A 23648-nucleotide genomic window follows, 5' to 3' on the forward strand; every position below is an offset into this window, starting at 1 on the left:
ATCCGGCTGTATTGGCGTGAGCTTCTGATCCGGCTGTATTGGCGTGAGCTTTGTATCCGGCTGTATTGGCGTGAGCTTTGTATCCGGCTGTATTGGCGTGAGCTTCTGATCCGGCTGTATTGGCGTGAGCATAGTTACCGGCTGTATTGGCGTGAGCTTTGTATCCGGCTGTATTGGCGTGAGCTTCTGATCCGGCTGTATTGGCGTGAGCTTCTGATCCGGCTGTATTGGCGTGAGCTTTGTATCCGGCTGTATTGGCGTGAGCTTTGTATCCGGCTGTATTGGCGTGAGCATAGTTACCGGCTGTATTGGCGTGAGCTTCTGATCCGGCTGTATTGGCGTGAGCTTCTGATCCGGCTGTATTGGCGTGAGCTTTGTATCCGGCTGTGGTTACCGTTTCCTCGGATGCCGCAACCTCCTTTTTCACTTTATCGTAAACGATATCAAAGTGTGCTTTAAACAAATTGCCTAAAGATATTTTGCCTTTAATGGAAAGCTTATTGGTACAGGTTTTATCTTCTTTTTTATCAATCGTGCCAACCGCAGCAACCTCGGTATATTCTGAACCAATTTTAGGAGGATAATAATTGAAAACATTTAAAGGTAATTCGCAAAAATGAAACCCCCGGTTACATGCTGATGGTGTAACTTCCTCTGAGAAGGTTTTGTTCACTTCAAATTTAAACCCTCTGCAGGTTAACCCCGCATCATATCCTTTAAACCCGGGGATTTCAGGTGTTTTTTCTTCTTTTTTCAAAGCAGGGGCTTTCTTCACCTTTGCAGGCGGCGTGGTAACTTTTTTAGTAGGCATAACAATATTGTTTTAAAGTTGGTTATATAAAAATGTTCATTTGCTGAACAGCTTTTTTAGGTGCGCTTTCACGCGTTCTCTTGTGTAGTTTTTCGTAGTTGCCGTAAATGTTGGCAACCCTGTTTAATTCCTGTAATATGAAATCTGCCTGCTCCTTAGCATCAACCGTTAACCAGTACCCATTACCAGACCTGCTCATTATAAATGCCGGGGCCAAAAGATCCTCTTTCCTGATGTGTGCAATCAAATGCCTAAGCAGTCTTTCGCTCATCTCATCAATATGGTAATTGCTGGCTAAATGGTTAAGTATATCAGGTACGCTCCCGGAGTTAAACTTTCCGTTAAACCTTTCTGTAAAGCATTTTTTTATTGCTTGTACATGTTCTGGGTTGATGGTAATTTCCATATTTCAGTTATTTCAATGTTTGAAATTAATTTCCTAATACACACCAGATAAATAAGATTAAAAACATTATCCAGGCGCAGAATAAACCCTTAGCAATTAAGGTTACAACCCGAAACTTTCTCGATCTTTTGATCTTTTGAATTGCCAGGTAGGATATTTTTGAATGTAATACCATAATACAAGATTAAAAAGGTTAAAATAAGAGCGAAAATCGCAGCTAATGTGTTTTTTACTTGTCGCATACGGGTTTGGTATGCTATTTCCATCTCCATTAAACGGAGCGACCTTCTGTAGTTAAGGTCTTTCTGGTTGTCATACATGACCCATCACCCTTTCCAAACAGACCAACACCGTGAAGGTGAGCAGCCCCATCAATCCTATAATGAGAACCTTGTTCCCTAAGGATAATTTTTTCCAGTCTTTTAACATTGTATTGTGGTTTTTAGGTTAAATTCTTTTGCCAGACCGTTTTTTAAGTGCTGCCAGCTCACTTTTCATTGCATTTAGTTCCGATATCTCATCAGCAAACATTTCGTCCGCCTCAATATCGTCCTTCGCCGTTCTGAATTCAATTAGGGATAACGCCGCCTCATGTATCAGATCCTTTTTGCTCGCTGCTTTTTGCTTACGAGTAGGCTCGCTGTTTACCGAGTAGGCAACCCTGAGCATAATAATCCAACTTTACGCAATGCCCTAAATGTGCTTTCGCTAGGGTTATTCATTAATAATTCGAATTTCGCATCAACAACAACCTTATATATAGCCTCCACAGCTGGCTTATAACCGCCGTAAACCTTATAGTTGCTTTTCATCTTTGAAACCATATCGTTCAAAGTGCTGTCCAATTCAATGATAGCCTTTAGTTTCATACCGCAGCAGTTTCTAATTGTTCAGAACCGTCATTTAGACAGGTAACCTCTAAAAATCTTTTGCCCTTACCATCTTTCATAACCTTTGTTGTGAAAGACATGCCCTCCTCAGTATACGCTAGCTTTCTACTGATGGCCTGCCTTACGGCATCCGCACACTCAAGCGATACAGGCATAGTTCCTCCGGCTTTCATCTCTTTAAGCCTGTCAACCCATGATTTACGTTTGTCGGTAGTTAAAATTTTCATTATTAGTTAAGATTAAATCCAGAGAAGTGCATTATAAGCTCCTTTTTGTTTCGCTTACCGGTAACTTTTTGGATGGATTGTATGTGTGTTTGTATAGTAAATACCGAAAGACAAAGTTTGTCGGCAATTTCCCTATTACTTAAGTGTATTAATGGTAATACCCTTTGTTGAGCAGGAGAAAGTTTTGCCGAATTATCAACCCTAGCTAAACAACCCTCTCCCTCGAACGAACATACTCCACGTTTATGGCATTCCACGAATTCCGGAACCAAACCCCCTTTCTCATCCACATCGGGAGTATTATCAAAAATAGCAAACATGCAGCTGATGCATTTGTATATCTTTGAATTTAAATCTTTTCCAACCATTTTTTCATAAGCATTATCCGCAGCAGGATTCATTTTGAAAAATGAAACAAACTTGTTTCTTAGGTAAGGAGGGAAGTTTTCAACTGAAAGGAATTCTCTTTGGTATAACGCCAAGTTTTCGTCTCCATTCGAGAAAAACTCAGCACCACGTCCGTTAATTCCAGCAGGCAAAATAGTCGCGTTCATTTTGGTACTTATTAAGTATTTGTTAACAGTAAATTTTAATTAACTTTGTTTGTGTAATACAAATATAATTCATTAATACTGAATTATACAAGTGTAAAATACAGTATTTATGTATTTTAACTGTAAATAATTGATGTTCAATTAATTAAATTTCAATAATACTGAATGATGACCGCAAAAGAAAGGTTGAAATTCATTGTGGAGCATACAGAAATGTCTTATAACTCTCTCGCAAAGCACATTGGTATGAAGAGAAGTCAGGCGCTTTATGATATTCGTGATGAAAAAATAAAAAGTATAAGCCTAGAGACTGCCTCGTTAATTAATCGAGCTTTTCCTGAAATAGATATCAACTGGATGCGAACAGGCACAGGTGTAGCGATTATTCCCGCTAGAAATTATACAGAAAAACATCAAATTGAGGGCGAACTAAATATACCTTTCAATTTTATGGCACAAATACTATCGCTCATTAATCCGAAGGACAGAGCCACGCTTAGAGTAACACCCGGATACAATCAACAACTTGAAACAGATAAAGTATCATCTCTTTCAGCAAAACAAATCACTCCCGACATTTTAGTTTTAAATGGGCCACTTAATGATTGCGACTTAGTGATCAAACAATCAGACCCGGCTATCCACGGGTACATAGAGCCTAAATCATTTATAGGCCTTAAGAGAATAGAGGAGGCTAAATATCGCAAGATGATTGTACCTGGCAAGTTATACGTTATAGTTATGGAAGATTACAACGTGGAAAGGTTTGTGTTTAACGGGATCAAAAAAGATTTTCTTTTAAGATCGGCAAACCCAGACAAACACCCAGACTTTGAAATATCATTTGATGATATCGTTGAAATGTGGCTGGTAAAAGCTTGGGTGAGATCATTTGAAGTAGAAACAGTATAAACAATTATAACCTAAAATTTAAATTAATGCAAAATCAGCAACAACCAACTAGAGGAAGCAAAACAGTAGCGGTAATTATTTCTGCAGTAGTAGTAATTGGACTTGTATGGTTCTTTTTTGGCGGAGGGGCTGAAAAACAAGCGGCAAACCAGATGGCGACAATTGAAAACCAGGTAGCGGAAGACGCTGTAAAACAATACGAAATAGCAAAATCTGGAGGCGATAAGACAGAAATATATGTTCACGCAGGACTAGTTTCTGCAGCGTATCTACAGGCGAAAGATTCGGTAAACTACAAAAAATGGAAAGAGATTGAAAAAGCCGACGCAAAAGCAGCTGGGGTAACAAAATAGCAAAAACAAATAAAATGAAAACATTAGCAGAAGAGGAGGGGCTTAGGCTCAAGGCTTTGCTCGACAGGCTTGATCTAACACAGACTGAGTTTGCCGAGCAGCTTGGTCGTAAGCTTAGTATAGTGAATAAATATTGTAAAGGAAAACTCCGGATACCAACAGAGGCAATCCGGTTCCTTTACGATAAATACGATATGAATATCAGTTGGTTTTATTTAGGGACTGGTAAAATGATTAATCATGAGAAAGCTCAGAAAACTACTGTGACTGACGTAAAGCAGCTTAAGCAAGATATGGAACACTTAAACCTTAAGCTGTTAAAATATATTGAAATAACCGATAAACTCGTTAGAAAGGTCTATTCTAAAGAATAATAGAGACACATTAGGGACACAAAAACGGTCTATTTTAAAACCGGCTCCCCGCAGCAAACCAATTTAAACACACTTTGATGAAAAATAAAAAAGAAAAAGCGGAAACATTGTTCTGGCCCTTTTTTGTTTTAATGGATTTAGAAAAACTATTTTTGTGTTATGATGAAAAAGAAAGTGATTGTTGCGGTTACTGGTGCCAGCGGTTCTATTTATGCAAAGGTTTTATTCGATCAGTTATTAAAATTAAAAGATCAGATCGAGACCGTTGGTATAGTGATGAGCGATAACGCAAAGGCAGTTTGGCAATTCGAACTGGGAAACCAGGACTATAATCATTTTAAAGATTTTACCTTTTACAGTAAAAACGATTTTAATGCCCCTTTTGCATCGGGGTCGGCAAAATATGATACGATGATTATCATCCCATGTTCTATGGGAACTTTGGGTAGGGTAGCGCATGGAATATCTAACGATTTGATTTCGAGGGCCGCAGATGTAGTGTTAAAGGAGCGTAGAAAATTAATAGCCGTAGTTAGGGATACCCCGTTTAACCTGATTCACATTAACAATATGAAAACGGTAACTGAAGCGGGAGGAATCATCTGTCCAGCCAATCCATCTTTTTACAGTTTACCCCAAACAATAGAAGAAGTTGCTGGAACAGTAATTAGCAGGGTATTGGATTTAGCAGGTTTCGGACAGGAAAGTTACCGGTGGAATGAATAATTGATATTTTGCTGAACTTTAAATATTTTTGCCGCAAATAAACCATTATATGAAACTATTTTTACGCTCCATTTTATGCAGTGCAGTACTATGCACTTTTTTTTCTCATGTTAACGCTCAACAGGATTTTCTGGTTAATTCAAAAAACGATACTTTAAAAGGTGAAATAAAAAAACAATTTATTGGTTTTTATCGGTTCAAGCCGGAAGGAAGCACCAGTTTTAATAAGATTCCACTCCGCGAGACGAAAGAATTTTATAAAGCAGAAAAAGAGATAAATTATCTTGTTAAAGTACGGCCAGATAAAAGGAGCCCGGATTTTTTACAAAGGTTAGTTAAAGGCAAAATAGATTTGTTCGAATACTATAGGCAAAGTGGTAATAATCAGGTTGATATTGTTTGGTATGCCAGTAAAGAAAATGGAGAACTGCTTGAAGTGAAAAGCAACCATATTTTTGGTTCCCGCAGTGATCGACAGGATAGATTGTACAGTTTAATCAGTGATAAGCCCGAACTGTTAGCGAAATTTAAGAAAGATGATAGTTATAGCTTCGAAGCTGTAAAGGAATGCATTAAATTATATAACTCAACTAAATAGTCAATTCTCATGCTGAAATTAAGCTTTTTCGTAGTTATTTTGTTGGTTTCAACTATATGTTTGTGTGGCTGTGAAAAAAAAGCCTGCCCTGAAGGAATGCACGAGTTGCGTTTAAAGGATGGCACTACCATATGCGTTCCAAACAATTTATAGTCTGTTATTTGTCAGTTCTCAAAACTCAAAACCAACAACTCCGAACAAATTTCCTATCTTTGCAGCCTCAATGAAAAAGGTCGCATTTTATACATTAGGTTGTAAACTCAATTTCTCCGAAACATCAACAATCGGTCGTTTATTTACCGATGCAGGCTATGCCGTAGTAGAATTTCAGGATCAGGCTGATGTTTATGTGATCAATACCTGCTCTGTTACTGAGCATGCTGATAAAAAATGCCGTAAAGTTGTTAAAGAAGCTTTAAAGTATTCTCCAAACGCCTTTGTAACCATTGTAGGCTGTTATGCCCAATTAAAACCACAGGAAATTGCCGAAATAGAAGGTGTTGATATGGTTTTAGGTGCTGCAGAAAAATTCAGAATCGTTGAATATATCACTGACTTAACGAAACAGCCAAAAGCACTCGTTCATCAGCAAAATATAGAGAAAGTTAATCATAACTTTATTGCTTCTTATTCAATTGGCGATAGAACACGTACTTTTTTGAAAGTACAGGATGGTTGCGATTACCCTTGTACTTACTGTACCATTCCTTTAGCGCGCGGTGCAAGCCGTAGCGATACCATTGAAAATGTGGTGAACCGTGCAAAAATGATTGCAGAAAGCGGTGTTAAAGAAATTGTATTAACTGGTGTAAACCTTGGCGATTTCGGAATCAGAAATGGCCAACGCGAAGACAAATTTTTTGACTTGGTTAAAGCTTTGGATAAAGTAGAAGGAATTGAAAGAATCCGTATTTCATCTATTGAGCCAAATCTGTTAAGCAATGAGATTATTCAGTTTGTATCCACTTCGAAAAGATTTGTTCCGCATTTTCATATTCCACTACAATCAGGTTCCGATAAAATTTTGGGTTTGATGCGCCGTCGTTACCGTAGCGATTTGTATGTAGAGCGTGTGGCCAAAATTAAGGAAGTAATGCCACACTGTTGTATAGGTGTGGATGTAATTGTGGGGTTCCCTGGCGAAACGAAAGAAGATTTTTTGGATACCTATCAGTTTTTAAACCAACTTGATATTTCTTATTTACACGTATTTACTTACTCTGAGCGCGAATTAACAGCCGCAGCCGAAATGAAGGGGGTTGTGGCAGGAAGTGAGCGTAATGAGCGTAGTAAGATGCTCCATATCTTATCTGATAAAAAACGTAGAGCTTTCTACGAATCTCAAATTGGTGCTGAAGCTGAAGTACTTTTCGAAGCTGATCAGAAATCGGGTTACATGCATGGTTTTACAAAAAACTATGTAAAAGTACGCGCCAAATACGATCCGGTTATGGTAAATGAATTGAAAGCAGTTAAGCTTTTAGAAATTACTGCCGATGGAGAAGTAGAAGTGGCCGAATTGGAAACCACTCCCATACATCATTAGTTTAGTCTGGAGTCTTCAGCCTGAAGTTTTCAGTCAAATTGCCTTTACTGTCATTCTGAATGTAGTGAAGAATCTTTTACCTATTAAAGGTTAAACCGTTGAAAGGGTTTATATAATAAAATATTTACCATCACAATATAGATCCTTCAGTGCGTTCAGGATGACAAATGGGTGAAAAAGGAATACTGGTTTTGGAATCTGTCATTTTAATACTTAATAATTCCCCAAGAACTTCTGCAATAAGTTAATTAAACCTGATCGGAGCGGGCACGAATCCCGATTTAAGCACTGCTTTTTGCTTTTTTATGGTGTGCTTGCTTGTTTCACAGGTTTTCAATCGGGAGAGTAAAGCGGAGAGCAGGGCTGAAATAACCGATGAAACATGGTACTATGCTTTTCAAAAACAAAAAAAGAGTTTTTTTTAACTTTCAATTATCTATTTTGGTTATTCAGCTGGGAGTTTGAAGCCTTTCCTCTTTAGTCTTTAAGCTTTGGTTTTAAATCTTTCAGCTTTGGTCTTTCTTTCCTATCTTCGCAACAAACTATTTGTATGTTTCCTACCGTTTCACATTTTTTAGAATACTTATTCGGTATTAATTTACCGCTTCCATTTAATACTTTTGGCGTTTTTGTAGCACTGGCATTTGTTGCTGGTTACTGGGCTTTTACCAAAGAGCTTAAGCGTAAGGAAGCTTTGGGCATACTCCACCCAATTAAAAAGACAATTGTGGTTGGTAAACCAGCTACTACATCAGAGTTGATCATGAATGGTCTTTTTGGTTTTGTTATTGGCTATAAATTGGTTTATGCACTATTAAACTATAAACTTTTTGTAAATGATGCACAGTCGATTTTAATGTCGACCAAAGGAAACATAATTGGTGGTTTATTGTTTGCCGGTTTGTTCGCCTATTGGGATTATACCGAAAAGAATAAACATAAATTAGATAAACCAAAAGAAACACAGGTAACCATTCACCCATACCAAACGATGAGTAATTTGATTGTTTGGGCGGCTATTTGGGGCTTTTTAGGGGCAAAATTCTTCGATAATTTAGAGTATTGGGATGATTTTGTTCAACACCCTATCGAGCGGTTATTATCGTTTAGTGGTTTAACTTTTTATGGTGGTTTAATTTGTGGCGGCGCGGCCGTATTAATTATCGCTAAAAGAAATGGAATTAAGCCTTTGCATATGCTTGACGTTGGTGGGCCTGGAATGATGCTGGCTTATGCGGTAGGTCGAATCGGTTGCCACTTAGCTGGCGATGGAGACTGGGGTATTGTAAATTCAAATCCAAAACCATTTTCCTGGCTTCCAGATTGGTTGTGGTCTTATAAATACCCGAACAACGTAGTAGGTGAAGGTATTCCGATTCCTGGTTGTACCGGTAAGTTTTGTAACGAATTGGCACAAGGCGTATACCCAACACCGATTTACGAAGTAATTATCTGTTTAATCCTTTTTGCCTTTTTATGGCGCATCAGAGATAAAATAAAAGCACCAGGTTTAATGTTTGGGATTTACATGATCTTAAACGGTATTGAGCGTTTCTGTATCGAATTAATCCGTGTAAACTCAAAATATCATGTTTTTGGCTTACCACCTTTTACGCAGGCAGAAATGATATCTACTTTTCTTGTTGTAGGTGGCATCGCACTAAGTGCCTATGCTTTAAGGAACAAGAATCAACTGGCTTAAACTTTAATAAGTTCATTTTTAATCCAATACGCCTCGTTTGTTAAATAGCTATGAATTACGAATTATTATGCAATAAGATAATCTCTATTGTTAAACTCACCGGAAATTTTATCCGCAAAGAGTCGATGCAATTCGATGCCCAAAAAATTGAATATAAAGGGTTAAATGATATGGTTTCTTATGTTGATAAAACAGCAGAACAGAAACTGGTTCAAAACCTCGAGAAATTAATTCCCGATGCAGGTTTTATAACTGAAGAGAAAACCATCAATAGAACAGGCAAAACTTATACCTGGATCATTGATCCCTTAGACGGTACCACTAATTTTATCCACGGTATTCCAACCTACGGCATTAGCGTGGCGCTTTATGAAGATGGATTACCTGTAATTGGTGTGGTTTACGAATTAAATAGGGGAGAAATGTTTTATTCGTATAAAGGAGGACCTGCGCTTATGAATAAAAAAGAAATTAGGGTTTCTATCAATCCTGATCTAAAGTCGAGTTTATTGGCTACAGGTTTTCCATATTATCAGTTTGATAAACAGCCTCAATATTTAAAATTATTGACGGAAATGATGCAGAAAAGCCATGGCGTGCGTAGAATTGGTGCGGCGGCAATAGATCTGGTATATACAGCCTGTGGACGTTTTGATGCCTTTTTTGAGTATAATCTGCAGCAATGGGATTTTGCAGCTGGATGCTTTATTGTTCAGCAGGCAGGTGGAGAAGTGTATGATTTTTCGGGTGGAAATGATTATTTTACGAAAAGGGAGATATTGGCCACCAATGGTAAACTAACTGCTGAAATGTTGGAAGCGATTAAAAAGTATTTTTGATAATCGTAACGTCACCCTGACCTGTAGCGAAGCGGAAAGCTACGAAGTAAATTTATTTCAGGGTCTAACCTATCAGAAGATGCTGAAATAAATTCAGCATGACGAGAAAAGAAGATCGAATAAAAAAGGTCCCGATTCTCATCAGGACCTTTTCACTATATATACTATGAAAAATGCACAATTTTAAAGCGCTTCTGAAACTACTTCTGTAACTTCGGGTACCATTCTCTGCAATAAGTTTTGGATTCCTGATTTAAGCGTAATAGTAGATGATGGACAGCCACTGCAAGAGCCACGTAGCTCTACCGTAACCACACCTTCATCAAAAGATTTGTATGTAATTGCACCACCATCCTGTTCAACAGCAGGGCGTACATAATCGTGCAGAATCTGTTGAATTTTGACTTCAGTTTCTGTGCCTTCAAAAGTAGGCGCTTCCTCGGCAGTTGCTTCTTTAATTTTTAATTCAGATTCTACAGCTCCCTTTACAAATTCTTTTAGAATGGCTTCAATATCAGTCCATTCTGCATCTTCTGTTTTGGTAATGGTAACAAAATTACTGGCGAAAAAAACACCAGAAACAAAGTTGAACTTAAATAACTCTTTAGCAAAAGGCGAATGTTCTGCACTCTCTTTAGTCGCAAAATCCTCACTGCCATTTATTAACAGCTTGTTTACCATAAATTTCATGGTAGCTGGATTTGGAGTCTGTTCTGTATATACGTTAATCGTCATGTCTTAATCAATTTGAATAAACAAAATTAACAATTAGTCACTAATAAAACCCTTATTAGCTGTCTGCTTAACGTCAATTTAATTTGACTAGAAAACGCCAGTATAATTAAATGGTGTAATGGTTCTCAATTGCACTTTTATAGCTTCCGAAACCGCTAACCCTTCAATAAATTCGGCAATGCTTGCTGCATTAATTTTTGTGTTTGTTCTGGTTAATTCTTTTAAGGCTTCGTAAGGGTTAGGATAATTCTCTCTTCTTAAAACCGTTTGAATAGCCTCGGCAACAACTGCCCAGTTTTCATCTAAATCGGCATGTAAGGCGGCTTCATTTAACAAAATCTTGTTTAATCCACGTAAAGTAGAATTTATAGCAATTAAAGTATGTCCAAAAGGAACACCTACATTTCTTAAAACAGTTGAGTCGGTTAAGTCTCGCTGTAATCGCGAGATTGGTAATTTAGCAGCGAAAAACTCGAACAAAGCATTGGCAATTCCAGCATTTCCTTCCGCATTTTCGAAATCGATTGGGTTAACCTTGTGTGGCATAGCTGATGAACCAATTTCTCCGGCTTTTATTTTCTGTTTGAAATAGTTTTTAGAAATATATGTCCATATATCTCTATCTAAATCTATAATAATGTTATTTATACGTTTTAAAGCATCGCATTGTGCTGCAAATTGATCGTAATGTTCAATCTGTGTAGTGTGTTGCGCACGGGTTAAACCCAAAGTTTCGTTAACAAACTGGTTAGAAAAATTAATCCAGTTTACTGCCGGATAAGCAATGAAGTGCGCATTGAAGTTTCCGGTAGCGCCACCAAATTTTGCGCTATTAGGGATGTTCTTTAAATTCTCTACCTGAATAGCCAAACGTTCGGCGAAAACCAAAAACTCTTTACCTAATTTGGTAGGAGAAGCCGGCTGTCCATGTGTATGCGCCAACATAGGAATATCCTTCCACTCGATTGCCAGCGCATTTATTTTTTCAATTAGACTGTTAATTGCTGGGTAATAGCTGTCATTCAAGGCCAATTTTATTGAATATGGAATGGCCGTGTTATTAATATCCTGAGAGGTTAAACCAAAATGGATAAACTCTTTATAGTTTTGAAGAGATAAGGTATCGAATTTATTTTTGATAAAATATTCAACAGCTTTAACATCATGATTGGTTACTTTTTCAGTTTCTTTAATTTCTAAAGCATCAGCTTCTGAGAAATTTTCGTGGATTTTGCGTAATTCAGCATAAAGATTTCGGTCAAAATTTTCTAAGCCGGGCAAGTTGATTTCGCAAAGTGCGATAAAGTATTCGATTTCTACAAAAACACGGTATTTGATCAAGGCTTCTTCGGAAAAGTAAGCAGCTAAACTTTCGGTAGTTTTTCTGTAACGACCATCAACCGGTGAAATAGCTTGTAGTGATGTTAAATTCATTATGCTGATTATATTTTTGCCGCAAATTTACTACAATTGGTGGATTTTAAGGTCTTGATCTCTATAAATTAGTATAAATAAAAAAGGCCTTAGAATTTCTAAGGCCTTTTGCAGTAATGATTGAAACTATTTTTTAGTTGTATCTTTTACTGTAGTGTCTTTAACGGTTGTATCTTTCACAGTAGTGTCTTTCACTGTAGTATCTACAACTGTAGAATCAACTTTAGATGAATCTGCTGCACCATCTTTTTTTTCTGATTTACATGCAACAACAGATAGAGATAAAGCTAGAGCTAAAAAGCCCAATTTAAATGCGTTTTTCATTTTTTTTAATTTTGTTTGGTTCTAAAAATTAATTATTTTACTAATTTATACAAAAAAGTTAGAAAAGTAACCCAATGCTATTAAATAAAAAAGGTCGCGAAATGAAATAGCGACCTTTTTTTTATAATTACTTAATTAAACTAGTGTTTTACTTCGGTTTTTTCTGTTTTAGTTTTAACAGTAGTGTCTTTTACTGTAGAATCTTTTACAAGTGTATCAACTTTCGTTGTATCGGTAACAATTGTAGAAGAATCTGTAACTGTTGTGTCGGCGCCATCAGCTTTTTTACCTGATTCACCACAAGCAGCCACTGTTAAAGATAAAGCTAGGGCTAAAAAGCCTAATTTGAATGCATTTTTCATGTTAATATATGTTTTAGGGTTAATATATACTATTAATACCCAAAATATAAAAAGGTAACCCCCATGTTTTTTATAAATAAAAAAGCCTTTGAAAAATAGATTTCCAAAGGCTTTTTTTATAAGTAAGTTAGACTAGTGTTTAACTTCAGTTTTTTCTGTAGTAGTTTTTACAGTTGTATCTTTTACTGTAGAATCTTTTACTACAGTATCTTTTTTAGTAGTATCAGTAATTACAGTTGAAGAATCAGTAGCTGTAGTATCAGCACCTTCTGCTTTTTTCTCTGAGTTACAAGCAACAACTGATAAAGATAAAGCTAAAGCTAAAAAGCCTAATTTGAATGCATTTTTCATTTTTGAGTATTTTTTAAGTAATTAATTAATTTACCTCTTAATACGGGTAAATGGAAAAGGTAACCCAACAAATTAAAAAAAAATGAAATAAAAATAAAAAAGGCCTTAAAACTTAATTTAAGGCCTTTTTTGTATGTTAAAGTTAGACTAGTGTTTAACTTCAGTTGTAGTAGTTGTAGTTTTTACAGCTGTATCTTTAACTGTAGAATCTTTAACTGTAGTATCTTTTTTAGTAGTATCAGTGATTACAGTTGAAGAATCAGTTAAAGTTGTATCAGCACCTTCAGCTTTTTTTTCTGATTTACAAGCAACAACTGATAAAGATAAAGCTAAAGCTAAAAAGCCTAATTTGAATGCATTTTTCATTTTTGAATTTTTTTAAGTAATTAATTTCTTATTAATGCCGCAAAGGTAAAAAGGTAACCCGACAATTTAGAAAAAAGTTAAAATATTTTTTTTTGAGATTTGGGTTACCGTTTGCTTTAAGTTTGTATTAAGCAATTATAGCAGCTATAAATATTTTTTTGTCTAATATTGGGTTACTATTTATAGAAAAATGTATTAACTAGTGAATAACAGTTTAAAGAGTTCAGTTCCAACAGATAGAGAGGTTATTTTAGGTATTCTAAATAACTCAGAAGATACACTTAACAAGTTATACAAAGCTTATTATGCAATGGTTTTGCAGTTTATCCTAAATAATAACGGTGATGAGGATGATGCAAAAGATGTTTACCAGGAAGGCATAATAATTTTATATAACAAAATTAAAGCTGGTAATTTTGAGCTCAGCAGCAAACTGAAAACCTATATTTATTCGGTTTGCAGGCGTATTTGGCTAAAGAAACTTAGCCTAAACAGTAAGAAAGCCGGTAATATTACCGATTATGAAGATGTATTTGCTGTTGAGGAAGATGTAGAGCACCACGAAGAGAAAGATGCTGCTTTTGTAAAAATGCAATCGGCACTCGATCACCTGGGTGAACCTTGTAAAACCATTATTCAGGATTTTTATATCCACAATTTATCCATGCAGGATATTTGCGAAAAGTTCGGTTATACCAATACCGATAATGCAAAAACGCAGAAATATAAGTGCCTGCAAAGGCTAAAGAAAATATTTTTTCAACCATAATTTGAAATGAGAAACGATTTGGAATTAGATGCAATTATTGAAGATTATCTTTTAGGTAAACTTAATGCACAGGAAACTGAAGCTTTTGAGCAGCTACGCCTTAATGATGCCACTGTAGATCACAGAGTAGTTTCGCATAAGTTCTTTTTAGCATCTATGGACGCATTTGCTGAACAGTTGCGCTTAAAAGAACAGTTAAATCATATTCATTCAGAAATTGATGTAGAAGGTTTGGCTGATACATTTAAACCTCATCCTTCAAAAATTATTCAGCTCTGGAGAAAAAACAAATCGGTTGTTGCGGTTGCAGCTTCTTTTATTGTTCTGTCGCTGGTATCTATTTACTCTATTCAACATAATAATAAACAGGAAGCCATTTATGAGAAAATGAGTAGAGAGATCTCGCGTGTAAAACAATCTCAAAATAATCTTGTTCTTGATGTTAAAGCAAGTACACTGCATAACTCACCTAAAAAACCTAATTCTGGTAATTTCGGGGGGACTGGTTTTGCTGTTTCTACAAATGGATATATATTAACCAATCTTCATGTTGTAAACGGTGCCGATTCTCTGTATGTGCAAAATAGTAGAGGAGAATCTTTCAAAGTAAAATCAGTGTATACTGATCCGCAAAACGATATTGCGATTCTTAAAATAAATGATAAACATTTTAGCGGCTTATCTACAATTCCTTATACAATTAAAAAGAGCATAAGTAATATAGGCGAAAACGTATACACTTTGGGTTATCCTAAAGACGATATTGTGCTAGGAGAAGGTTCTGTAAGCTCAAGGAGTGGCTTTATTGGTGATACTACCCAATATCAGGTTTCGATTTTGGTTAATCCGGGAAATAGTGGGGGACCGCTTTTAGATAACAACGGAAATCTGGTAGGTATTATCAGTGGTAAACAAGATCAAACAGAGGGGGCGGCTTTTGCGATTAAATCAAAATATATTTTAGAGGCTATGAGAGCAATTCCGCAAGATTCGCTAGGTGCAAACAGATTAAGTGCTAATAAGAAAAGTTTATTGTCGGGTTTGAAACGTACTAAACAGATTGAGAGACTTGAGGATTATGTTTTCATGATCAAGGTATACTAAGCCGAATACCCCCAAACAAATTAATATGCTTAAACCCTGAAGATTGTTTCTTCAGGGTTTTTTTATTGGAATTGTAATTTTGAGGTCTTAAAATAATATTAAATCTATGTATTTAGTATACTATTGTTTAGATTTGTTTTAGTCAAATTTAAATTAATAATATTATGAGTATAAGATTAGGCGATACCGCACCGAATTTTAAGGCCAACACATCTATTGGCGAAATAGATTTTTATGATTATTTAGGCGATAGCTGGGGCGTGTTATTTTCTCACCCTGCTGATTATACGCCTGTTTGTACAACAGAATTGGGTAGAACTGCAGCTTTAAAAGGTGAATTCGAAAAGAGAAACGTTAAAGTTCTTGCGCTAAGTGTTGATTCTGCCGAGTCGCACAAAGGATGGATTAACGATATCAACGAAACTCAAAATACTTCTGTAGAATTTCCAATCATAGCAGATCCAGATAAAACAGTGGCAAATCTTTATGATATGATCCATCCAAATGCTTCAGAAACTTTAACAGTTCGCTCATTGTTCGTAATCAGTCCCGATAAGAAAGTGAAATTAACCATTACTTATCCGGCATCAACCGGAAGAAATTTTAATGAAGTATTACGCGTAATCGATTCTTTACAACTTACGGCAAATTATAGCGTAGCTACACCAGCCGACTGGAAAGATGGGGAAGATGTAATTGTGGTAAACAGCATTAAAACTGAAGATATTCCGGCTAAATTTCCGAAAGGACACCGAGTAATTAAACCATATCTACGTACAACACCTCAGCCAAATAAATAATTCGTTTTTTTATGATAACGCAACATTCTTGTTGAATGGACAGAAATGACTTGCATTATATCCGTAAATTATTATATTTGGTAGTTTTGTTTCAGAATTAACGCTTAAACTGGTTGTTTTATTCAAATTAATAGTCAATTAGTTAAATTAAATGATGATCAAGACTTAAAAGGTTTATTTATTTCATATAATTTTTTATTTTTTTTTATGGCAACCGGAAAAGTTAAGTGGTTTAATACTCAAAAAGGCTTTGGATTTATTGTACAAGAAGACAATAAAGACTTATTTGTACATTTTAAGGATGTTTTAGGTGGGATCGAAAGCTTGAAAGAAAACGACACAGTAGAATTTGAAGTAGCTGAAGGCCGAAAAGGTTTACAAGCAGTAAACGTTAAGAAAGTTTAAGCAATAATATATTTGATTATTTCTTCGTCCCTACAAAAGCCTTTCAAATGGAGAGGCTTTTTGTATTAATTAAGTCGTCACTCTAAACCGAGCCTTAGCGCGTTCACCGAAGGTAATTTGTTTATGGTCTGTTACATAAGATGTTGAAACAAGTTTAGGACGGCGGATTGGCGGCAATTAATAATACTGTATAATAGAAGCCTTTAAAATTACATTTTCTCCATTTGCAATCTTTGTAAAAATTAAAAACTGATCCTGATCTGCTTTAATTTTGTATTTTTTAACCAGGTCTTCAGGCTTTGCCGGATAATTCCTGACAATTACATTTCCTTTTAAATTTGCCGTCTTTTTTAGCTCACCCGTGCTCAGTATGGCCTCAATTTTAAATATACGGCCAGGAAAATCTGTTTTTATAAAATCAGCACTAAATAGCTGCGTTTGGGGATGTAATTTTAAGAGACTGTAAGTTGTTCCAATTAAATTAAAAGCCCCTGATTTTAATAAAGCTGCATCTGGTTCGTACAAGTAATTACCTTGACTTAAATTGTTAGTAAATTGTACTGAAGCATTTGAAGATGATCTGTGAAAGGAAAAATCTTTTTCAATCCCTTTATTTAAAGTTACAGCTTTAATTTTAGTGTCATCTTGGTAACCTTTATCTATTATCCATAAAAGTTCTTTGCATTCGTTTTTTATACTTAAAATATGGATCTCGCTAACCTGTTTCAATTCTGATAATCCTGCTGAAATATCGAGTAAAGGAGCAGTTTTGACAATTATCCTTGACGATTTTTCTAATAAGGCATCCAGATTACTTACAATATCGGGGGTGCAATCTTTCAACATAAAAACTTTGCCTTTTTCTGCTCTTCGTGCCGGATCTACATAAATGGTATCGAATGTGCTATCACTATTTTGGATATAAGCAATGCCATCTTCAGCTTTAAATTCGATATTGGTTGCATGTAAAACCTGTGCATTATGTTGGGCTATTGCGGATAGTTCGGAATGGATTTCGCAATGTGTAACTGCTTTTATTTTTTGCGAAAAGTAATAACTGTCTATTCCGAAGCCTCCGGTAATATCAATCAATGTATCACCTTTAGCCAGTTTGGATTTATATTCTGCAGTAATTTCAGAAGAAGTTTGTTCAATAGATAATACTGGGGGGTAATAAATATCTTCAGTATTAAACCAGGTGGGCAATTTCTTTTCCGATTTCTTTTTGGAGATAATTTGCGTGGCCAGCTCGGCAGGAGTAATGCCTTCGAACGGACTTTTTGCTAAAGCAACCTGATTTACATCGGCATTTAAGTTGACGCTAATGTAATCCTGTATCGCTTTGGCTAAAAGTTTATTGTTCATTTTTTAGTATCAGGTATATAGTAGGAAGTATATGGTATCGAGTATCAAGATGGATATTTATGGTCCGACCTCGGACACCTGACTTCTAACTATTTATTCTTCATCACCATCTGGCAAGTGTGACGGCTCTTTACTTCTAATAAAATATCTTTATCAACTGTTACGCGATCAATAGTTTGTTGGTTGTAATAACGGATGGTAACCAGCTCAAGGCCCTTATTATATTTTACGGTAAATTCTTTCGACAGATCCGTGATCAGTTTTTCAATCTGAACAGGATGATCATCAACACTTACTGAAAAGCTAATAGCAGAGTTGAGCATGGTATTGATTTTGATCTTATGTGTATGGAAAAGCTCAAAAATATTGCTCAGATTTTCTTCTATAATAAAAGAATAGTCTTTTGGAAAAATAGAAATCAATGCCTGGTTTATCTTAAAAATAAAAGAGGGGATAGGCAATGGGTTATTTTCTTTGGTAATTGCTGTTCCTGAACCTTCTGGCTGTATAAATGATCTTACAAAAAGTGGAATACCTTTGTTTTGGAGTGGTTTTATTGTTTTTGGATGTATTACCGTAGCACCATAATAAGTAAGTTCTATCGCATCGTGATAAGAAAGCTGGGCAATCTTCTCTGTCTCATCAAACCATTTCGGATCTGCATTTAATACCCCTGGAACATCTTTCCAGATTGTTAATGCAGCAGCATCTAGGCAGGAAGCAAATATGGCTGCTGAATAATCAGAACCCTCCCGGCCCAAGGTTGTAGTATAGTTTTCGCTTGTACCGCCAATAAATCCTTGTGTTACAATAATATTTTCGCTTAAAAGGGGCAATAAGTCTTTTTGTATTATCTGATTAGTTTTGGCCCAATCTACTTTTCCTTCTTTGTAAGTATTATCGGTCTGGATGTAGTTACGTGCATCAGCCCAAAGGGTTTTATTACCTGTTTCATTTAACCACGCTGCTACAATTTTAGTCGAAACTACCTCACCGATAGATACAATCTGATCATAAATATAATCAGGATTGTTATCAGGTTCATCCTCAATCAACCAATCAATTTCGACAAAGGTATTGGCCACATCATCGTAAACCGGATGGTGTTTTCCCTGAAAGAGTTCGTCTATAATGCTGAAATGGAAATGTTTAATTTCTTCAAAAATTTCATGTGCCTCATCATTTTGCGAGAGGAAAGCATGGGTTAGGTCTTCTAATCTGTTGGTGATTTTGCCCATGGCAGAAATTACGATCAGTAGATTCCCTTTTTTATAATCGCGGACAATGTTGGCCAGATTTTTAACACCAGCAGCATCTTTTACCGAGGCCCCTCCAAACTTAAAAATATCCATATTAAAATGCCTTGATCTGTTCTTTAGAGAAAGCCGCATTCAACCAGCCGCTTTCCAAATGTGCTTTATATTTATTGTAGAAGTTGATTGCTGGTTCGTTCCAATCTAATACTTGCCAAACCATGCCATTATAGTTGCCGTTTTTGGCCTCTTCTATCACTTTTTCGAATAATACTTTTCCCAGGCCCTTTCCTCTAAATTCTTCTGTTACGATAAAATCTTCGAGATATAACCTGCATCCTTTCCATGTAGAGTAGCGTGTATAATATAATGCAAAACCTACAATAGTATTATTTACTTCGGCTACGTAAGCTTTCCATACTGGCATTTTGCCAAAACCAGCGTCAATAAAGTGCGCTAAAGTAACCGTTACTTCTTCAGGAGCCCGTTCATAAACAGCCAATTCATTAATTAATTCCAATATTCTTGGACAATCTTCAGCAGTAGCAAATCTGATGTTAAAATCCATATTAGTTAGCCGTAATGTTGTTTTTGAAATGTTTGATTACCCTTTTTCCGAAAATACTGCTACCAATGCGTACCATTGTACTGCCTTCTTCAATTGCAATTTTATAGTCGGCGCTCATTCCAGCCGATATTTCTTTAAATGCATCATCTTTACGGAAAAAACTCACTTTAATACCATCAAAAAATACTTTTAGCTCGTTAAACTCTATCGTAATCTGCTTTTCGTTTTTGGTATTGGTGGCAATTCCCATTAAACCTACAATACGGATATTTTTCAATTCGGCTAACTCTTCAGCCCGTAACAGTTCAACGACTTCGTCAAAACCAAGCCCGAATTTAGTATCTTCATCAGCAATATAAACCTGTAATAAACAATCAATTACGCGTTTGTTTTTAGCGGCCTGTTTATTGATTTCCTGCAGCAATTTCAGGCTATCTACCCCATGAATAAGTTTAACAAAAGGGGCTATATACTTTACCTTATTGCTTTGTAAATGGCCAATAAGATGCCATTCGATATCGTTTGGAAGTTGTGCCTGTTTATCTACCATTTCCTGCACATGGTTTTCCCCAAAAATGCGCTGTCCGGCATTGTAGGCTTCTAAAATTGATTCTACTGGTTGTGTTTTTGAAACTGCAATTAGTTTAACCCCGTTTGATTCAACTTCGCTTTTATATTGTTTAAGATTATCAGCTATGCTCATTTATAACTATTTTTGGTAAAATTAATAACCTTGCCGCAATTTGGGCAAAAAATAATATTTAAATTAAGCATGAAGAGATTAATATGGGTTTTAATAATAGCTTTATTATGGTTTGGCTGTAAGCCTGGCATACCTGATGGTATTATTAAACCAGATAAAATGGAGAAGATTTTATACGATATGCACATTGTAGACGGATACCTCTCTAGCATTTATGCAGTAGATTCGGCAAAGAAAGTGGCCGCGGCTTACTATAAGGGGATTTATAAAAAATTCGGTACAGATTCTGCTGAATATAACAGGAGTTTAATTTGGTATAACACCAACCCTGTAGCGCTAGAAGCGATGTATAAAAACATACAAAAAATGCTAAACAAGCAAAAAAAAGGAACGGAGTTAGCCGATTTAATGATTAAGAAAAAGGCATTTAAGGCCGATTCACTGGTGATAGCAAAGAAATTCAAGGCCGATTCTCTTGCGATCAGAAAAAAAATGAAACCAGATTCTCTATCAAAGGTTAAAGCTGTGGCGGAAATTGCCAAAAAGAAAAAACAGGCCGATTCACTTATAAATATAAAAAAAGCTGGAGTAGTGAGCGCAGTGCCTACACCAGCTGTAGTACAATAATATGTTATATCCCGAAAATTGTTTAGAACGTTTAGGTTTTGTTGAAATCAGGCAACTGATTAGCAAACATTGTTTGAGCCCAATGGGTCAAACGATGGTGGAAAAGATGCAGGTGATGAACCGTTTTGATCAGATTGATAAATTTTTAAGACAAACAAACGAATTTAAGAGCATCCTGCAAAACCAGGAACCTTTACAGATTAATACCTTTTTTGATATTAAATCGCTGGTTGAGAAAATTAGGGTTGAAGGCACTTATCTGTTGGAGGATGAATGGTTTCAGGTATATACCTCATTGCATACTGTTTTCTCTGTACTCCGTTTTTTTGAAGAGCGTGCAGAAGTATACCCCACACTAGAAGCTTTATTTGAGCACTTGCCGATCGAAAAAAACATTCTCCGTAAGATAGAAACCGTAATTGATGCCAAAGGAAAGATTAAACCCAACGCATCGAAAGAATTGCAGGAGATTACCGCCTCGATTTCGAAAACGGAGCAAGATGTGCGTAAGCGTATGGATTCCATCTATAAACAAGCTATTGCTAATAACTGGGTTGCCGATGGTAGTTTAACCATTCGTGATGGCAGGATGTGTATCCCGGTTTTGGCTGAGAATAAACGGAAACTAAAAGGCTTTGTGCACGACGAATCGGCTACAGGACAAACGGTTTATATTGAGCCAGAGGAAGTTTTTACGCTAAATAATAAGCTACGCGATTTAGAATTTGATAAACGCCGTGAAATTATTAAGATTTTAATTGCTTTAACAGATGATTTGCGGCCATATTCGCCATTATTGCTTTCTTACCATGGTTTCTTAACCAAACTTGATTTTGTGCGTGCTAAGGCACTGTTTGCTATGGATATTGAGGCAGAAATGCCAGGCTTGTTAAAAGAGCCTAAAACCAAACTGATTAATGCGAGGCATCCTTTGTTATCGATTTCATTTGCAGCAGAAAAGAAGACCGTTACCCCTTTAAATATTCATATAGATGCCGAAACTCGTGTAGTGCTGGTATCAGGGCCAAATGCGGGTGGTAAATCGGTTTGTATGAAAACGGTTGGCCTTTTGCAGATTATGTTACAAACCGGGCTGTTAATTCCGGTTGACGCCAATAGTGAAGTGGGGATTTTTGAAAACATTTTTGCCGATATCGGTGATGATCAATCGATTGAAAGTGATTTAAGTACTTACAGTGCACACCTGAAGAAGATGCGCTATTTTGTAGAGCATGCCTCGCCGAAAACGATGGTGCTGATTGATGAATTTGGTACCGGTACCGATCCACAGTTTGGCGGGCCAATGGCGGAAGCTGTTTTGGAGGTGTTGAACAATAAAAAGGTGAGGGGGGTAATTACCACCCACTATTCTAATTTAAAGCTTTTTGCAGGTAATACACCTGGTTTGGAAAATGCATCAATGCTTTTTGATAATGCCAAAATGAAACCGCTTTATGTTTTAGAAATGGGTAAACCTGGCAGTTCTTATGCATTCGAAATTGCACAGAACATTGGTTTACCAAAAGAAGTGATCGCATTGGCTAAAGAAAAAACTGGTTCTAACCAGAATAGGGTAGATACCATGCTGGTTGATCTGGAGCGCGAAAAGAAAAATGTTTACGATGCCAAAGTAAGCTTGGCCAACCAACAGAACAAAGCTAAAAACCTGGTTGCCGAAAATGAAAAGTTAAAAAGCTTTTTAGAAGAGAATAGAAAGGTATTGATTAAAGAGGCGAAACAAGAGGCGCAGAATATTATTAAAAACGCCAATAAACTGGTAGAAAATACCATTGCCGAAATTAAGGAAAGACAAGCTGATAAAGAAGTAACTAAAGAACTTCGCCAGAATTTGCAAAAAGAACTGATTAAAAATACTGTTCCGAAAGAGCGCCCTAAACCAGTGCAGGTGGTTGTTGGCGGTGAGATTGAAATTGGCGATTTAGTGAAATTTACCGATAGTGAAACCATTGGGCAGGTTTTAGAAATTAACCGCAATGAACTGGTTTTGGCTATTGGCGATTTACGATCAACGGTTAAAAAGAACCGCGTACAAAAAGTGAGTAACCGGGAGGCCAAAAAAGTAATTCAAAGTAGTGCCAATTCTTTTGCAGGGAGGATGAATGATGCCGTATCAGGTTTTAGGGCCGAACTTGATCTCCGCGGGAAACGTACAGAAGATGCGCTGTTCGAAGTAGAGAAATATTTAGATAAAGCCATTATGCTTGGTTTTCCATCTATTAAACTGATTCATGGTAAGGGAGATGGAATTTTGAGGAAAATGATCAGGGAATATCTACGTAAGTATAGTCAGGTAAATAGGATGGAAGATGAACATGCTGATAGAGGTGGAGATGGCATTACCTATGTGTATTTGAATTAATATTGTGAGACATGAGATTTGAGTTGACTTGGGCGTCATTTTGACAGGAGCAAAGTGGAATGTATAAATCTTTGTGTTTTGCCGAAGCTAATTATTTATAGTGCTGCCAGATGTTACCATCCGGTATTAAATCAATTTTTTAAATCCGTCAGATGGCAATACCT

The 23648-nt window shown here is 36.3% G+C and carries 29 protein-coding genes; 14 read left to right on the forward strand and 15 right to left on the reverse strand.

Features of this window, described 5'->3' with window-relative positions:
• The 5 genes from HDC90_RS25680 to HDC90_RS05525 form a co-directional block, all read right to left on the reverse strand.
• Nucleotides 1-363 (reverse strand): DUF4573 domain-containing protein (locus HDC90_RS25680; RefSeq protein WP_184464773.1); only part of this gene is annotated, 363 nt, incomplete at its 3' end.
• A 470-nt stretch (nucleotides 364-833) separates the two neighbouring features.
• On the reverse strand, nucleotides 834-1217 hold the full coding sequence (locus HDC90_RS05510) for a hypothetical protein (RefSeq protein ID WP_184464657.1): 384 nt from the start codon (nucleotides 1215-1217) through the stop codon (nucleotides 834-836).
• Between the two features lie 447 nt (nucleotides 1218-1664).
• Nucleotides 1665-1886 carry a hypothetical protein gene (locus HDC90_RS05515; protein WP_184464659.1) on the reverse strand — a complete coding sequence of 74 codons (222 nt, stop codon included), beginning with the start codon at nucleotides 1884-1886 and terminating at the stop codon, nucleotides 1665-1667.
• A 196-nt stretch (nucleotides 1887-2082) separates the two neighbouring features.
• Nucleotides 2083-2334, reverse strand: coding sequence for a hypothetical protein (locus HDC90_RS05520; RefSeq protein WP_184464661.1), 252 nt, complete (start codon nucleotides 2332-2334; stop codon nucleotides 2083-2085).
• Nucleotides 2335-2336: 2 nt separating this feature from the next.
• Nucleotides 2337-2888, reverse strand: coding sequence for a response regulator transcription factor (locus HDC90_RS05525; RefSeq protein WP_184464663.1), 552 nt, complete (start codon nucleotides 2886-2888; stop codon nucleotides 2337-2339).
• A 165-nt stretch (nucleotides 2889-3053) separates the two neighbouring features.
• Between HDC90_RS05525 and HDC90_RS05530 the strand changes: the two genes are divergently transcribed.
• From HDC90_RS05530 to HDC90_RS05565, 8 genes are all read left to right on the forward strand, one after another.
• Nucleotides 3054-3800, forward strand: coding sequence for a hypothetical protein (locus tag HDC90_RS05530; RefSeq protein ID WP_184464685.1), 747 nt, complete (start codon nucleotides 3054-3056; stop codon nucleotides 3798-3800).
• A gap of 26 nt (nucleotides 3801-3826) precedes the next feature.
• Nucleotides 3827-4153, forward strand: a complete 327-nt coding sequence (locus tag HDC90_RS05535; protein WP_184464687.1) for a hypothetical protein — start codon at nucleotides 3827-3829, stop codon at nucleotides 4151-4153.
• Nucleotides 4154-4167: 14 nt separating this feature from the next.
• Complete coding sequence (locus HDC90_RS05540) at nucleotides 4168-4527, forward strand: helix-turn-helix transcriptional regulator (RefSeq protein WP_184464690.1); 360 nt, start codon at nucleotides 4168-4170, stop codon at nucleotides 4525-4527.
• A gap of 159 nt (nucleotides 4528-4686) precedes the next feature.
• Nucleotides 4687-5253: a UbiX family flavin prenyltransferase gene (locus HDC90_RS05545; RefSeq protein WP_184464692.1), complete on the forward strand. Its 567-nt coding sequence runs from the start codon at nucleotides 4687-4689 to the stop codon at nucleotides 5251-5253.
• A gap of 49 nt (nucleotides 5254-5302) precedes the next feature.
• Nucleotides 5303-5851 carry a hypothetical protein gene (locus HDC90_RS05550; protein ID WP_184464694.1) on the forward strand — a complete coding sequence of 183 codons (549 nt, stop codon included), beginning with the start codon at nucleotides 5303-5305 and terminating at the stop codon, nucleotides 5849-5851.
• A 223-nt stretch (nucleotides 5852-6074) separates the two neighbouring features.
• On the forward strand, nucleotides 6075-7397 hold the full coding sequence (mtaB, locus tag HDC90_RS05555; protein ID WP_184464696.1) for a tRNA (N(6)-L-threonylcarbamoyladenosine(37)-C(2))-methylthiotransferase MtaB: 1323 nt from the start codon (nucleotides 6075-6077) through the stop codon (nucleotides 7395-7397).
• Nucleotides 7398-7947: 550 nt separating this feature from the next.
• A complete protein-coding gene (locus tag HDC90_RS05560; protein ID WP_184464698.1) occupies nucleotides 7948-9099 on the forward strand; it encodes a prolipoprotein diacylglyceryl transferase in 1152 nt (383 codons plus the stop codon).
• A gap of 50 nt (nucleotides 9100-9149) precedes the next feature.
• Nucleotides 9150-9938, forward strand: coding sequence for an inositol monophosphatase family protein (locus HDC90_RS05565; protein WP_184464700.1), 789 nt, complete (start codon nucleotides 9150-9152; stop codon nucleotides 9936-9938).
• A gap of 183 nt (nucleotides 9939-10121) precedes the next feature.
• Here the strand turns inward: HDC90_RS05565 and HDC90_RS05570 are convergent, their stop codons facing one another.
• From HDC90_RS05570 to HDC90_RS05595, 6 genes are all read right to left on the reverse strand, one after another.
• Nucleotides 10122-10673 carry a NifU family protein gene (locus HDC90_RS05570; protein WP_184464702.1) on the reverse strand — a complete coding sequence of 184 codons (552 nt, stop codon included), beginning with the start codon at nucleotides 10671-10673 and terminating at the stop codon, nucleotides 10122-10124.
• Nucleotides 10674-10760: 87 nt separating this feature from the next.
• On the reverse strand, nucleotides 10761-12107 hold the full coding sequence (gene purB / locus HDC90_RS05575; RefSeq protein WP_184464704.1) for an adenylosuccinate lyase: 1347 nt from the start codon (nucleotides 12105-12107) through the stop codon (nucleotides 10761-10763).
• 126 nt (nucleotides 12108-12233) lie between these two features.
• Nucleotides 12234-12431, reverse strand: a complete 198-nt coding sequence (locus tag HDC90_RS05580) for a hypothetical protein (RefSeq protein WP_184464705.1) — start codon at nucleotides 12429-12431, stop codon at nucleotides 12234-12236.
• 140 nt (nucleotides 12432-12571) lie between these two features.
• Nucleotides 12572-12793, reverse strand: coding sequence for a hypothetical protein (locus tag HDC90_RS05585; RefSeq protein ID WP_184464706.1), 222 nt, complete (start codon nucleotides 12791-12793; stop codon nucleotides 12572-12574).
• A 132-nt stretch (nucleotides 12794-12925) separates the two neighbouring features.
• Entirely contained in the window at nucleotides 12926-13144 is a 219-nt protein-coding gene (locus tag HDC90_RS05590; RefSeq protein WP_184464707.1) for a hypothetical protein, read from the reverse strand.
• Between the two features lie 147 nt (nucleotides 13145-13291).
• A complete protein-coding gene (locus HDC90_RS05595) occupies nucleotides 13292-13510 on the reverse strand; it encodes a hypothetical protein (RefSeq protein WP_167293929.1) in 219 nt (72 codons plus the stop codon).
• Between the two features lie 202 nt (nucleotides 13511-13712).
• Here HDC90_RS05595 and HDC90_RS05600 point away from each other — a divergent pair, with 202 nt between their 5' ends.
• The 4 genes from HDC90_RS05600 (at nucleotide 13713) to HDC90_RS05615 (ending at nucleotide 16588) form a co-directional block, all read left to right on the forward strand.
• The gene (locus tag HDC90_RS05600) at nucleotides 13713-14279 is read left to right on the forward strand and encodes an RNA polymerase sigma factor (RefSeq protein ID WP_057934273.1); all 567 of its coding nucleotides are present in this window, start codon (nucleotides 13713-13715) and stop codon (nucleotides 14277-14279) included.
• Between the two features lie 6 nt (nucleotides 14280-14285).
• Nucleotides 14286-15383, forward strand: a complete 1098-nt coding sequence (locus HDC90_RS05605; protein WP_184464708.1) for a S1C family serine protease — start codon at nucleotides 14286-14288, stop codon at nucleotides 15381-15383.
• A 164-nt stretch (nucleotides 15384-15547) separates the two neighbouring features.
• The gene (locus tag HDC90_RS05610) at nucleotides 15548-16183 is read left to right on the forward strand and encodes a peroxiredoxin (RefSeq protein ID WP_169502136.1); all 636 of its coding nucleotides are present in this window, start codon (nucleotides 15548-15550) and stop codon (nucleotides 16181-16183) included.
• Nucleotides 16184-16390: 207 nt separating this feature from the next.
• Nucleotides 16391-16588 carry a cold-shock protein gene (locus HDC90_RS05615; RefSeq protein WP_029276380.1) on the forward strand — a complete coding sequence of 66 codons (198 nt, stop codon included), beginning with the start codon at nucleotides 16391-16393 and terminating at the stop codon, nucleotides 16586-16588.
• Nucleotides 16589-16765: 177 nt separating this feature from the next.
• On the opposite strand, the gene HDC90_RS05620 is transcribed toward HDC90_RS05615, so the two are convergent.
• From HDC90_RS05620 to HDC90_RS05635, 4 genes are all read right to left on the reverse strand, one after another.
• Nucleotides 16766-17953 (reverse strand): class I SAM-dependent methyltransferase, encoded by a 1188-nt coding sequence (locus HDC90_RS05620; protein WP_184464709.1) that lies wholly within the window; start codon nucleotides 17951-17953, stop codon nucleotides 16766-16768.
• A gap of 89 nt (nucleotides 17954-18042) precedes the next feature.
• Complete coding sequence (locus HDC90_RS05625; protein WP_184464710.1) at nucleotides 18043-19305, reverse strand: aspartate kinase; 1263 nt, start codon at nucleotides 19303-19305, stop codon at nucleotides 18043-18045.
• A 1-nt stretch (nucleotide 19306) separates the two neighbouring features.
• Complete coding sequence (locus HDC90_RS05630) at nucleotides 19307-19774, reverse strand: GNAT family N-acetyltransferase (protein ID WP_184464711.1); 468 nt, start codon at nucleotides 19772-19774, stop codon at nucleotides 19307-19309.
• 1 nt (nucleotide 19775) lies between these two features.
• Nucleotides 19776-20477 carry a YggS family pyridoxal phosphate-dependent enzyme gene (locus HDC90_RS05635; protein ID WP_184464713.1) on the reverse strand — a complete coding sequence of 234 codons (702 nt, stop codon included), beginning with the start codon at nucleotides 20475-20477 and terminating at the stop codon, nucleotides 19776-19778.
• Nucleotides 20478-20546: 69 nt separating this feature from the next.
• Between HDC90_RS05635 and HDC90_RS05640 the strand changes: the two genes are divergently transcribed.
• Both HDC90_RS05640 and HDC90_RS05645 read left to right on the forward strand, forming a co-directional pair.
• Nucleotides 20547-21104, forward strand: a complete 558-nt coding sequence (locus HDC90_RS05640) for a DUF4296 domain-containing protein (protein ID WP_184464715.1) — start codon at nucleotides 20547-20549, stop codon at nucleotides 21102-21104.
• Nucleotide 21105: 1 nt separating this feature from the next.
• On the forward strand, nucleotides 21106-23484 hold the full coding sequence (locus HDC90_RS05645) for an endonuclease MutS2 (RefSeq protein ID WP_184464717.1): 2379 nt from the start codon (nucleotides 21106-21108) through the stop codon (nucleotides 23482-23484).
• Nucleotides 23485-23648: the final 164 nt, after the last annotated feature.

This window comes from Pedobacter sp. AK013, from assembly GCF_014205835.1.
GTDB lineage: Bacteria > Bacteroidota > Bacteroidia > Sphingobacteriales > Sphingobacteriaceae > Pedobacter.